Annotated in this window: 8 protein-coding genes; all 8 read left to right on the top strand. The window is 66.6% G+C overall.

Going from position 1 to position 12,864, the window contains the following annotated elements; genetic code table 11:
* Positions 1-2: 2 nt before the first annotated feature.
* Genes IPM49_17535 through corA form a run of 8 tightly spaced genes read left to right on the top strand, consistent with a single transcriptional unit; the run spans position 3 to position 12,622 of the window.
* A complete protein-coding gene (locus IPM49_17535; protein ID MBK9276324.1) occupies positions 3-917 on the top strand; it encodes a type IX secretion system membrane protein PorP/SprF in 915 nt (304 codons plus the stop codon).
* Complete coding sequence (locus IPM49_17530; protein MBK9276323.1) at positions 917-3,106, top strand: OmpA family protein; 2,190 nt, start codon at positions 917-919, stop codon at positions 3,104-3,106. Before IPM49_17535 ends, IPM49_17530 begins: the two co-directional genes overlap by 1 nt.
* Positions 3,107-3,162: 56 nt before the next feature.
* Entirely contained in the window at positions 3,163-6,693 is a 3,531-nt protein-coding gene (locus tag IPM49_17525) for a gliding motility-associated C-terminal domain-containing protein (GenBank protein MBK9276322.1), read from the top strand.
* Positions 6,694-6,697: 4 nt separating this feature from the next.
* A complete protein-coding gene (locus IPM49_17520) occupies positions 6,698-7,711 on the top strand; it encodes a PorP/SprF family type IX secretion system membrane protein (GenBank protein MBK9276321.1) in 1,014 nt (337 codons plus the stop codon).
* Between the two features lie 2 nt (positions 7,712-7,713).
* A complete protein-coding gene (locus tag IPM49_17515; protein MBK9276320.1) occupies positions 7,714-9,933 on the top strand; it encodes a DUF1573 domain-containing protein in 2,220 nt (739 codons plus the stop codon).
* Positions 9,934-9,936: 3 nt separating this feature from the next.
* Entirely contained in the window at positions 9,937-10,644 is a 708-nt protein-coding gene (pepE, locus tag IPM49_17510; GenBank protein MBK9276319.1) for a dipeptidase PepE, read from the top strand.
* Between the two features lie 33 nt (positions 10,645-10,677).
* Entirely contained in the window at positions 10,678-11,577 is a 900-nt protein-coding gene (locus tag IPM49_17505) for a mechanosensitive ion channel family protein (protein ID MBK9276318.1), read from the top strand.
* On the top strand, positions 11,561-12,622 hold the full coding sequence (corA, locus tag IPM49_17500) for a magnesium/cobalt transporter CorA (protein ID MBK9276317.1): 1,062 nt from the start codon (positions 11,561-11,563) through the stop codon (positions 12,620-12,622). Before IPM49_17505 ends, corA begins: the two co-directional genes overlap by 17 nt.
* Positions 12,623-12,864 lie beyond the last annotated feature (242 nt).

The following is a 12,864-nucleotide window of genomic DNA, read 5'->3' as shown; positions in this document are numbered from 1 at the left end:
GCATGCGCCATTCCATCCCGTTGCTGTGCCTCGCCCTGGGCCTCTCCGCCCACGCCCAGCACACGCCGCTCACCAGCCAATACCTGTTCAACGGCTTGTTGATCAACCCGGCCTATGCAGGAAGCCGGGACGCCTTGGCCGCCAACCTGACCTACCGCCACCAATGGGTGGGCATGGAGGGAGCGCCCGTGACGCAGGTGCTCAGTGTCCACTCCCCGTTGAAGGGTCGCAAGCTCGGCCTGGGTGCGGTGCTCTATTCGGACCGCATCGGCGTCAGCCGCGAAACGGGGATCACCACAAACTACTCCTACCGCATCAAGTTCCGCAAGGGAAGGCTGTCCTTCGGCCTGGGGGCCGGTGCCATCTTCGCCCAGGCCCGTTGGACGGAGGTGGCCTTGCAGGATCAGCAGGACGCGGTGTACGCCTCGGACACCCGGGGCTCGTTCCGACCCACCTTCAGTGGCGGGGTGTTCTTCTACAAGAAGACCTTCTTCATGGGCGCTTCGATCCCCTTCCTCCTGGGCCGGCGCTTCGACGCCGCGAACGCGCGGTGGGTGGCCTCTGCCGACCTGCGGCAACTGCAGCCCATGATCACCGGTGGCTACGTATGGAAGATCTCCGACGACCTCAAGCTGAAGCCGAGCACCCTTATCCGCTACCAGACCGGTTCCAACGTGCAGGCCGACCTCAACATGAACGTGTTCTTCAAGGAGCGCTTCACCGCCGGGCTTTCCTACCGCACCCAGGACGCCCTGGTCGGCATGTTCGAGGTGCTGCCCACGCAGCAGTGGCGGATCGGGTACAGCTACGATCTGGGGCTGTCGGCCATCACGCCGCATCACAGCGGCACGCATGAGCTGATGCTGCTCTACGAACTTGGATACAGGATCCGCGTAAAAGACCCGCGCTATTTCTAATGGGCCGTTCCCACGCACTCTTCCCCGCCTTGGTGTGCGCCGCATCCGTGGCCGCCCAATGGACCTATGAGGTGCGCCCTGCACAGATCCGGCCACAAGGGGAGGACTACGCTCCGACCCTGCGCGACAGCACCCTTGTGTTCTGCACCCTGCGCGAGGGCGACCAGGCCGTCCGCATCCAGCAGGCCGAAAGTGAGAAGCCGCTCGCCGACCTCTTCTCCGTCCCCTACTCGCCCGCCGATGCCCGCCATGCCGTATCCATGGGGCCTGCGCTCAACACCCTGCTGAACGATGGTCCGGCGACCTTCACGGCGGACGGTGCCCTCATCTGTTTCACCCGCAACCTGGACAGCCCGTCCGGTCTGAAGGACCTCAAGCGCGCCCGCGGGGGCATCGGTCTGTTCTTCGCGCGTGCTGAAGCTGAGGGGTGGTCGACCCCCGAGGCGTTCCCGTTCAACAATGCGGAACACCGGATCATGCATCCCAGCCTCAGCGCCGATGGTCAGCGATTGATCTTCGCGGCCGACCTGCCGGGAGGCATGGGCGGCATGGACCTTTATGAGAGCGTGCGCGAGGATGGGTCGTGGAGCCTGCCGATGAACCTTGGGAGCGCCATCAATGGTCCGGCCAATGAGGTCTTCCCGTTCCTGCATGCCAGCGGAAGGCTCTACTTCAGCAGCGATCGCGAAGGCGGACTGGGCCGATTGGACATCCTTTCGGCGGAACCCGATGGCAAGGGCTGGGCGCCTCCTGTCGCCCTGCCCGAACCGGTGAACTCGCCGGCCAATGACCTGGGCTACACCAGCTTCGCCACGGACGTATCCGGAGCGTTCAGCAGCGACCGCAACGGTACCGACGAGATCTTCCTCTTCATGCGCACGGTGCCCCGCTTCGCGGACTGCCGGCCGCAGGAGGCGAACAACTTCTGCTATCAGTTCAGTGAACCCATCGACCCGGCCGTGCAAGGATTGCCGCTGCGATATGCGTGGGACATGGGCGACGGCACGCGGATCATGGGCGATGTGGCCGAGCACTGCTATGCCCGTCCGGGGATCTACATCGTTCAGCGGGACCTGGTGGACACCACGACGAACACCGTGTTCTTCACGGTCGCCAAGCACCAACTGATCATCGACGAGGTGCACCAGCCGCTTGTCACCGCGCTCGATTCCGCACGGACCGACAGGCCGGTGCGGCTCGATGCCACCCACACCTACCTGCCCGAATGGGTGATCGAGGACGTGCGCTGGCGCTTCCCCGACGGCAAGGAGGCCTCGGGCGCCGTGACCCAGCACCGCTTCGGCAGCGCCGGAGAACAGCTCGTACAGCTCGACATCCTGGGCACCGAGCGCGTCACCGGCCGTCTGATGAGCCGCTGCGTCACCAAGCCCATCACCATGATCCAGCGCTTCGTGGATTCCGAGGACGCGCCCGTGCTGGCCAGCTACCAGGACGCCAAGGGTGTGACGCACGAGTTCGCCTACCAGGCCCTGCCCTTCGACCAGTTCCAACTGGCCGTGAAGGAGGGCGAGGACGTGCGGTTCTCCGTGGAGCTGTTCGCCAGCAAGGACCGCCGTTCCCTGGACGACCCGATGTTCGCCGAGATCCGCAAGCACTATCCGGTGATCGAACGCTTCGACCCGGCCCGTGGGGTGTACACCTACTCGGTGGGTGAGGCCAAGACGCTGGCCGAGGTCTACGACCTCTACCAGAAGGTGAAGCAGCTCACCTTCCTGGACGCCGAAGTGATGGCGTTGAACGTGGACAAGGTGGTGGACCTGAGCATGCTGGGGCTTGTGGCCGCGGAGGACCTGAACAACACCGTGGTGCGGGCCTCCACCGTCTACTTCGCCACCAACTCGGCCAGCTTCGACAAGGCCTTCGAACCCTCGCTCGCCCAGATCACCGAGCTGTTGAACAAGCACCCGCGCGTGACCCTGGTGATCGAGGCCCACACGGATGACCGCGGCCGCGATGCCTACAACCGTGAGCTGAGCGACAAGCGCGCCCAGGCGCTTGTGGAGCACTTCACCCGGCAGGGCATCGCCGCCGAACGCCTCGTGCCCTTGGGCCATGGCGAGGCCAGGCCCATCACCTCCAACGCCAGCGAGTCCGGCAGGGCCAGGAACCGACGGGTGGAGTTCCGCCTGAACGTTCCCCAGGAGGACCAGGCCCGCATCAGCAAATAGGCTTCCGAGCAACATCGCGAAGGCAGGACACGTCCTGCTATCGCTACTTTCGCTCGATGCCTCCACCTTTCCCCTGCACCAGGGCACTGGCGCTCAGCGTGCTCGCCCTCGCGGCTCACCAGGCGCGTCCGCAGGAACGGATCCGGTTCGTGGAGAACAAGGACCAGTGGCCCGAGGCCGTCCGTTTCAAGGCGGATGTGCCCGGGGCCACGGTGTGGTGCGAAGGCAACGCCCTGCTCATCGACCGGTTCGACGCGCGCGAGGTGCATGCGGCCCACGCCCACGAAGGAGGGGCACCGGTGACCGACCGCCGTCCCGTGATCCCGCACCACGCCATCCGCCTGCACTTCGTCGACGCCCGGTCCACCACACGGACGATCGGGCATGGGCAGCAGCCCGGCCTTCACCACTTCTTCCTGGGCAACGACCCCGCGCGCTGGGGGCGCAACGCCCGTGCCTTCACCACCGTGGAATGGAACGCCATCGCTCCGGGGATCGCGCTGCGGCTCACCAGCACCGCCAACGGTCTGAAGTACGACCTGCACGTGGCCCCGGGAGCCGACCCCGCATCCCTGGTCCTTCGCTATGAAGGTGCGGAACACGTGAGCCTGCAGGACGGCCAGCTGGTGATCGGAACCTCGCTGGGCCCTGTGGTGGAGCGCATCCCGCTGGCCTACCAGATGATCGATGGACGGCAGGTCCCGGTGAACTGCGGATACCGGCTGAAGAACGGCCACATCGCCTATGACCTGGGACCGTACGATCCCCGGCACGAGCTGGTCATCGACCCCACGCTGGAGTTCAGCACCTACTCGGGCGCCACGACGGACAACTTCGGCTACACGGCCACCTTCGACGACCTGGGGTTCCTCTACAGCGGCAGCTCCAGCTTCGGCAGCGGCTACCCCACCACCACCGGCGCCTACCAGACCACATGGAACGGCGGCGACGGGCAGGGCACGATCGTGGGCACGGACATGGCGATCACCAAGTACGACACCTCGGGCACCTTCCTGGTGTGGAGCACCATGCTGGGTGGACAGGGCGATGACCTGCCGCACAGCATGATCGTGAACGCCAACGACGAGATCTTCATCCTCGGCACCACCGGATCTCCGGACCATCCGGTGACGAGCGGCGCCGTCCAGCCTGGCTTCGCCGGCGGCACGCCGTACACCCCTCAGGGGATCGGGGTGAGCTATCCGAGCGGGAGCGACATGGTGGTGGCCCGGTTGAGCGCGGATGGCAGCCAGCTCCTCGCCTCCACCTTCCTCGGCGGCACCCAGAATGATGGCCACAACAGCTCCACGGCCCTGAAGTTCAACTACGCCGATGAGATGCGCGGCGAGATCCTGCTTGATGATGCCGGCCGCGTGATCGTGATGAGCTGCACGCAGTCCGCCGACTATCCGGTGACACCGAACGCTGCACAGCCCCTCTACGGCGCCGGAACGCACGACGGCGTGGTCACCAAGCTGACGCCCGACCTCGGCTCCCTGGTGTGGAGCACCTTCCTGGGCGGAAGCAATGCGGATGCCGCCTTCGGTGGTGAACTGTTCGCCAACGGGGACCTGCTGGTCTGCGGCGGCACCAACAGCACCGACATGCCTGTGACCCCGAACGCCTTCCAGGGCAGCTACCAAGGTGGCCTTGCCGATGGCTTTGCCGCGCGGCTGTCCGCCGACGGCTCGGCGCTGCAAGCCTGCACGTACTATGGTTCACCCGCCTACGACCAGGCCTACTTCGCCGACCTGGACGATCAGGAGAACGTGTTCCTCTTCGGGCAGACCCAGGCGCCCGGAGCGTTGCTCATCCTGAACGCGCCGTACAACGTGCCGAACAGCGGCCAGTTCATCGCCAAGCTGAGCCCCGACCTGCAAAGCTGGCTTCTTGGCTCCCGCTTCGGACTGGCCAACGGCACCCCGTCCATCAGCCCCACCGCCTTTCTGGTGGACTACTGCGACAAGCTCTATGTGAGCGGATGGGGCAGCAACATCGGCATCGGACCGCCCATGACCACCACGGGACTGCCGGTGACCCCCGATGCCTACCAGGGCACCACCACCGGCAACGATTTCTACCTCGCCGTGTTCGAGGTGGACATGAGCGCGTTGACCTACGCCACCTATTTCGGCGGAGGAACGAGCAGCGAGCATGTGGATGGTGGAACGAGCCGGTTCGACCGTCGCGGACGCGTGTACCAAAGCGTGTGCGCCGGATGCGGCGGCAATTCGGACTTCCCGATCGAGCCGAACCCCGGGGCCTGGAGCCCGACGAACAACAGCCCCAACTGCAACAATGGGGTGTTCAAGTTCGACTTCGATGCACCGTTGGTCGTGGCCGCCGCCAACGCCCCCGACACGGTCTGCGCGAACACGCCGGTGGACTTCGCGAACTTCAGCAACGGGGTCACCTACCTCTGGGAGTTCGGCGACGGCGACAGCTCCACACAGGTACAACCCACGCATGCCTATCCCGGTCCGGGCACTTACATCGTGACGTTGACGGCCTTCGACCCGACCAGTTGCAACGGCGAGGACCAGACCAGCTTCACCGTGGTGGTGGTGGAGGCGGCCCCGACCGTGTTCGCCATGCCCGACACCACGCTCTGTGGACCTGTGGCCTCTTTCGTGCTGACGGCCACCAGTAATGGCACCGCCGCCGACTGGCAGTGGAGCACGAACGACCAGTTCACCGACATGCTGAACGACACACCCGCCGACAGCACGGCCCTGGTCGAGCCCGCCACCGGAGGCACGTATTTCGTCCGGGCCGACGCCGGCGGCTGCCAGGTGACGGACAGCGTGACCGTGACCGTATCCCTCGCGACCATCGCGGTCTCCCCGGACCAGTTGATCTGCGCGGATGAACAGGCGCAGCTCGTGGTCTCCGGCGCGGATCCCGGATCGACCATCGTGTGGAGCCCTGCTGCTGAGATCCTCGCCGGACAGGGCACCCCCATCGCCACGGTGGCACCTCAGGAGACCACCGTCTTCGGTGTCACCGTGAACGCGCCCAGCGGTTGTTCGTGGAACGGCACCACGACCGTGCAGGTGAGCCCGGTGAACGCCGCGGACGTGAACGCCACGGTGGACCAGCCCATCGTGGTCGCCGGCACCCAGGTGCAGCTCAACGCCACTCCCGGATCCGGGGTCACGTACAGCTGGACGCCCACCACCGTGAGCGATCCGGCCATCGCCAACCCCACGGCGGTGGTGGGCACCAGCACCTGGTTCGTGGTGACGGTGAGCGATGGCATCTGCACCAAGGAGGACTCCGTGCTGGTGACGGTGTATGAGCTGAACTGCGACGAACCGGACATCTTCGTCCCGAACGCCTTCACCCCGAACGGCGATGGCAACAACGACGTGCTCTTCGTGCGTGGCCGCTTCATCACCGACCTCGAGTTCAAGGTCTTCGACCGCTGGGGCGAGAAGGTCTTCGAGACCACCGACCAGGCCATCGGCTGGGATGGGACCTACAACGGCAAGGCGGTGGACCCGGCGGTGTTCGTGTACCACCTGCGCGTGCGCTGCGCCGATGAGCAGGAGCTGTTCAAGAAGGGCAATGTCACGGTGATCCGCTGATCCGATGCACCGCGCCCGCCTTCCGCTCCTCGCCGCCCTGTCGATCGGTATGGCTTTCGGGGTGCGTGCCCAGGACATCCACTTCACCCAGTTCTTCCACACTCCGCTGGCCACCAGCCCGGGCCTGATCGGCTCCTTCGACGGCGACCATCGCGTGCACGCCATCTTCCGTCAGCAATGGCGCGCCGTCACCCGTCCCTACCGCACCTTCGGCGTGGGCTACGATGCGGCCAACGCCTTTGGCAGGCAGGGCCTCGGTGTGGGGCTCTGGCTCTTCAACGACAACGCGGGCGACTCGCGGCTCAACACCTTCCAGCTGGGGGTGGGTCCCAGTTGGACACTGGCTCCGGGCCATGGTCCACATGCCATCACAGCCGGGTTGCAGCTGGGTTTCACCGCGCTGAGCCTGAACGACGACCAGCTGAGCTTCGACGCCCAGTACAACGGCTTCTACCACGATCCCAGCCTGGCGACGAACGAGGACTTCCAACGCGCCTCGCTCGTGCATCCCGATCTGCATGCCGGCGTGGCCTACCGCTTCCGTCCGGCCCCGCGCCAGCTGCTCCAGGCGGGCCTGGGCCTGTTCAACCTCACCCGCCCGCGCATCGGCTTCCTGGGCAGCCCGCCCGAACCACTGGACCTGCGCACCACCTTCCACCTCACCGGCCAGCTGCCGTTGAGCACCGCCTTCGACCTGCTGCCCACCGTGCAGTACATGGCCCAGGGGAAATTCAGGGAACTGCTGCTCGGTGCGATGCTGCGCTACATCCTGATCGACCGCTTCGGCACGCTGCGCGCCGTGCGGATCGGCGGCAGTTATCGCGCGGCCGATGCCGGGACCATCTACGCCGGATTGGAATACGACGACTGGACGGCGGGGCTCAGCTACGACATCAACACCAGCGATCTGGTGCCCGCCAGCCGGAACCGCGGTGGCTTCGAGGTGACCGTGACCCGTGTGTTCCGCCGTCGGCCGTCCGTACCGGCCCGCTTCAAAGCCTGTCCGCACCAGCTATGATGATGCGCCCCACGCTCCTCCTGATCCTCCTGCTGCCCTCCATCCTCCATGGTCAGGGGCTCGCGCAATGGATCGGCTGGGGCGATGCGGCCTTTGCCCGTGGCGACCATTACGGAGCCTCACGCTTCTACGGCGAGGCGCTGAAGCGCGAACCCGGCCGGATGGTCCTGCAATGGAAACAGGCCGAGGCCTGCCGCCTGAGCGACCAATACCCCGAGGCCGCCGCCCTGTATGATCGTGTGCATCGGAAGGACATGGGCCGGCAGTACCCTGAGGCCCTGCGGTGGCTGGGCGAGATGCAGCTGTGCGCCGGGGACCACACGGCCGCTCTGGCCACCTGGCGCAAGGTGCTCCAGAAGGAGAAGGACAAGGGCTCGCGCACAGCGGAACGGGCGGCCAACGCCATCCGCGGCTGCGCCCTGGCCGACAGCCTTGCGCGCGCCACTCCCACCATCGTCGTGGAGCACCTCCCTGAGCCGCTCAACAGCTTCGCCAGCGAGTTCGCCGCACGGCCCGACAGCACAGGGGCCCTGGTCCTGAGCTCGCTCCGCGGTGAGCTGGCCGACGACAATACGGTGGTGGACACCACCGCCTACCATGTCGCGGTGTACCGCAGCGTTCCCGCCGGCAAGGCCTGGGGCCGTCCCATCCACTATCCGGACAGTGTGCCGGGCGAGGACCGCGCGAACGGGACCTGGAGCCTGGACGGCCGGAGCTTCTACTTCACCCGATGCATCGACGGCACGTGCGGCATCGCCGTGCAGGACCTCGCCACCGGCCTGGTGCGCCCGCTGGAGGGCCTGGGCGACGGCCACCACACGCAGCCCATGGTGGCCCTGGTGGATGGCGTGGAGCGGATCTTCCTTACGAGCGACCGGTCCGGTGGTGCCGGTGGAACGGACCTCTGGTGGGCACGCCTGAACGGAACCTCGGTCGCCGACCCGTATCCCTTGCCGGGCGCGGTGAACACGATGGGCAATGAGGCCTGTCCGCATTTCGACGCCGCCAGCGGCACGCTGTACTTCAGTTCCGACCACCTGCCCGGGCTCGGCGGCTACGACATCTTCACCAGCGCCTTCAAGGACGATGTGTTCAGTGGACCCGTGCATGCGGGCGTGCCGATGAACAGCCCGGCGAACGACCTGTACCCGGTGATGGACGGACGCACGGGCATCGGCTACCTCACCAGCAATCGCGCGGGCTCACTGGCGAAAAAGGGCGAGACCTGCTGCAGTGACATCTACCGGGTGCGCCTTCCCGAACCGCTGGTGGCCCAGGAGCCGGCACCACCCGCGCCGGACACCATCCGCACCGCGCAGCAGCGCCTGGCCGACCTGCGCAGCAAGCTGCCTGTCCGCCTCTTTTTCCACAACGACGAACCCGACCCACGCAGCTGGAAGCGGACGACGGATCGCAGCTATCCGTCCACCTTCACCGACTACGAGGCGCTATTGCCGAAGTACCGCGCGGAGCTGCGCGACCCTGCGGCGATGGCGGACTTCGAGCGCTTCTTCATCGAGGAGGTGCGCCAGGGCCTCGACGACCTGAACGCCGCCGCGGTGGTGCTGCGCGAAGCCATGGAACAGGGGCAGCGCATCGAGCTCGTGGTGCGCGGCTTCGCCAGCCCGCTGGCCAAGAGCGATTACAACGCGAACCTCTCGCTGCGCCGCATCCAGAGCGTGGTGAACCACCTGCGCACCATCGATGGCGGCTTCCTCATCCCCTACCTCGACGGCACGGCCCCGAACGGCGGATCGCTCACCATCACCCCGGCGCCCTTCGGCGAGGAGAAGGCCGCCAGCGGGGTGAGCGACGCCCTCGGCGATGTGGAACGGTCCGTCTACAGCGTGGAGGCCGCGCGTGAGCGGCGCATCGAGATCGAGCAAGTGCTCGAGGTCCCCCAGGAAGGTGTCACCGTGCAGGTGGACCGCACGCTGGTGGACTTGGGCCGGATCACCATCGGCGAGGAGCAGAAGGTCCGGTTCCACCTGCACAACCGCGGTGCCCGGCCCCTGCGTGTGCTCGACATCGGGTCGGATTGCGGCTGCACCACTGCCACACCAGGCTCGAACGTGATCGCCCCGGGCGGCAGCACCGCGCTCGACGTCACCTTCAACGGCAGGGCCCCGGAAGGTTCGATGATGCGGCGCATCCAGGTGGTCACCGACGGCGAACCCCCGGAGATCCTCCTCACCCTCACCGGCACCATGATCCCCGACTGACCCATGCGACTCCTGTTGCTGAGCAACTCCACGCTTCCCGGTGAACCCTTTCTGCAATGGCCCCGCCCGCACCTGGCCGCCTTCCTGCCCGCTCCCGCGCGCATCGCCTTCGTGCCCTATGCCGCGGTCACCTTCACCTTCGACGCCTATGCCGATGCGGTGGCCGGGCCCTTCGCCGAACTGGGCCACACGCTGGAAAGCGTACATCGCGCTGACGACCCTGTAGCCCTGGTGGACGGGGCCGACGCCGTGGCCGTGGGCGGCGGCAACACCTTCCAGCTGCTGCGGCTGCTGTACAAACATGACCTGCTGCGCGCCATCCGGCGCCGGGTGCGCGATGGCATGCCCTACATCGGCTGGAGCGCCGGCAGCAACGTGGCCTGCCCCACGATCATGACCACGAACGACATGCCCATCACCGAGCCGCCCAGCTTCCGCGCGCTCGACCTGGTACCCTTCCAGATCAATCCGCACTACACCGACGCACGCCTCGAAGGGCATGGCGGAGAGACCCGCGACCAGCGTCTGGCCGAGTTCCTGGTGGCGAACCCGCAGCGGCGCGTGATCGGTCTGCGCGAGGGCTCCCTGTTGCATGTGACCGACGAGCGGATGCGGCTGGTGGGCCGTCCCGCCCGCCTGTTCCGTTCCGGGGCCGAGCCCGTGGAGCTCGCCGACGGCACCGACCTGCGCGTTGACCTCACCGGCCACTGACGGTCGCCGTGCCGCTATGTTTGTGCGGTCATCATGGATCCCGCCCTCGACCGCCTGCTCGACAAGCTCGGCCTGAACCTGCTCCTGTTCGCCAAGGTGGCCCTCATCGTGGCCCTGGCCTTCATCCTGGAGCGGATCATCCGCATCCTGCTCAAGCGTGGCTATCTGCGCAGCGACCAGGGCAACGAGGACCGCACCCGCTATCGCTTCCTGCGCAACGCCACCCGCTTCATCGTGGGCCTGGTGGCCACCGCCGCCATCATCTACACCATCCCCAGCTTCAGGCATGTGGCGGTGACGCTGTTCGCCGGTGCCGGCATCCTGGTGGCCATCATCGGCCTAGCGGCCCAGGGGGCCTTCAGCAACATCATCAGCGGGGTCTTCATCGTCAGCTTCAAGCCGTTCCGTGTGGGCGATGCGTTGATGGTCTCCGGGCATGTGGGCGTGGTGGAGGACATCACCCTGCGCCACACGGTGATCGTGACCGGGGAGAACCGCCGGGTGATCATCCCCAACTCCAAGATCAGCGATGAGACCATCGTGAACAGCACCGTGGTGGACCAGGCCATCTGCGAATACGTGGAGGTGAGCATCGCCTATGCGACCGATGCCCGGGAGGCGATGAAGGTCCTGCGCGAGGTCTGCATGGCCCACAAGGACCACCTGGACCGGCGCACCCCCGAGGAGAAGGCCAAGAACGAACCCATCGTCCAGGTGCGGCTCATCGCGTTGGGCGATTCGGGGCTGCTGCTGCGCGCCTACGTGTGGGCCAAGGACGCCCTCACCGCGCGGATGATGCATTATGACCTCAACCTGGCGATCAAGGAGCGCTTCGACCGCGAGGGCATCGAGATCCCCTTCCCGCACCGCACGGTGGTGCACAAATACGAGGGCGGCACGCCCCCGGCACCAGGGCATGAAGCGGGTGCATAGCCGCGCCGGCAAGGTGGGCCTGCCGCCGGGATCGCTGGTGCAGGTGTCCGGCGACGATGCCGAACGCGGTACGCTCCGCGCCTTCGTCTACGACGCCGACAGCTATACCGAGACCATGGCGCCCGACCTGATGGCGCTGCAACTGCCGCCGCCGCCGGGGATGGTGTGCTGGGTGGATGTGGACAGCCTGCACGACGGCCAGATGGTGAACGCGGTGGGCGAACGCTTCGGCCTGCACCCCCTGCTGCTGGAGGACGTGCTCAACACGGACCAACGACCCAAGCTCGAGGAATACCAGGACGACCTGTTCGTGGTGGTGAAGATGCTGGCCATGGACGAGGACACCGGGTCCATTGACGTGGAGCAGGTGAGCCTGGTGCTGGGCCGCGGCCATGTGATCAGCTTCCAGGAGCGGCCCGGCGACGTGCTCGACCCCATCCGTGAGCGCATCCGCCACAAGCTCGGCCGCGTGCGCAAGAGCGGCGCCGACTACCTGCTGTACGCCCTGCTGGACGTGATCGTCGACAACTACTTCCTGGTGGTGGAGGAGCTCGGCCGCCGCATCGAGCGCCTGGAGCGCAAGGTGACCGTGCGCCCCGGCAACGAGGACCTGCTGAGCCTGCAGGAACTGCGCGGACTGCTCATCACCGTGAACCGGTACGTGACCCCCACGCGCGAACTGGCCGGGCGCCTCAACACCCTGCAGAGCCCGTTGATCGACAAGAACACGCGCCGGTACATCAACGACCTGCAGGACCACACGGTGTACATCGCCGAGACCATCGCCACCTTCCGCGACATGCTCGCCAGCCTGGAGGCCACCTACCACGCCGGGGTGAACCTGCGCATGGGCCAGGTGATCAAGCTGCTCACCATCATCAGCACCATCTTCATCCCCCTCACCTTCATCGTGGGCATCTACGGCATGAACTTCGACCACATGCCCGAGCTGCGCTGGCGCTATGGCTACTTCGGCGTGATGGGCGTGATGGCGGTGATCGCGCTGCTGATGCTGGCGTGGTTCCGGAGGAAGCGGTGGTTGTGAACCGCTTTTTTCAACTGTCGTTCCACAGGCTCCCATCGCCCGCTACTTTTGCCCCATTCCGTCCATGACCAAGCGCGCCCCCGGCCTCTGCGACCAGACGTGGTCCGCCCTGCTCATCGCCGTGGGCGGTGCGGCGGTTGTGCCGCACGGGACGCCCGCCACCGCCTTCCGCTGATGAACGCGCGCGTGCCCCTCCGGCCCTCCTCCGCCGTCCTTGCGCACGCTCTTCCGCCCGTTCCGGC

The sequence above is a fragment of the Flavobacteriales bacterium genome (genome assembly GCA_016715895.1).
GTDB lineage: Bacteria > Bacteroidota > Bacteroidia > Flavobacteriales_F > PHOS-HE28 > PHOS-HE28.
Note: the sequence above shows the minus strand (reverse complement) of the source record. Positions and strands in the feature narration are given on the sequence as shown.

Coding starts and splice junctions, on each gene's coding strand:
- corA (MBK9276317.1), top strand. CDS start 11,561: ATGAAGCGGGTGCATAGCCGCGCCGGCAAGGTGGGCCTGCCGCCGGGA.
- IPM49_17505 (MBK9276318.1), top strand. CDS start 10,678: ATGGATCCCGCCCTCGACCGCCTGCTCGACAAGCTCGGCCTGAACCTG.
- IPM49_17525 (MBK9276322.1), top strand. CDS start 3,163: ATGCCTCCACCTTTCCCCTGCACCAGGGCACTGGCGCTCAGCGTGCTC.
- IPM49_17535 (MBK9276324.1), top strand. CDS start 3: ATGCGCCATTCCATCCCGTTGCTGTGCCTCGCCCTGGGCCTCTCCGCC.
- IPM49_17530 (MBK9276323.1), top strand. CDS start 917: ATGGGCCGTTCCCACGCACTCTTCCCCGCCTTGGTGTGCGCCGCATCC.
- IPM49_17520 (MBK9276321.1), top strand. CDS start 6,698: ATGCACCGCGCCCGCCTTCCGCTCCTCGCCGCCCTGTCGATCGGTATG.
- IPM49_17515 (MBK9276320.1), top strand. CDS start 7,714: ATGCGCCCCACGCTCCTCCTGATCCTCCTGCTGCCCTCCATCCTCCAT.
- pepE (MBK9276319.1), top strand. CDS start 9,937: ATGCGACTCCTGTTGCTGAGCAACTCCACGCTTCCCGGTGAACCCTTT.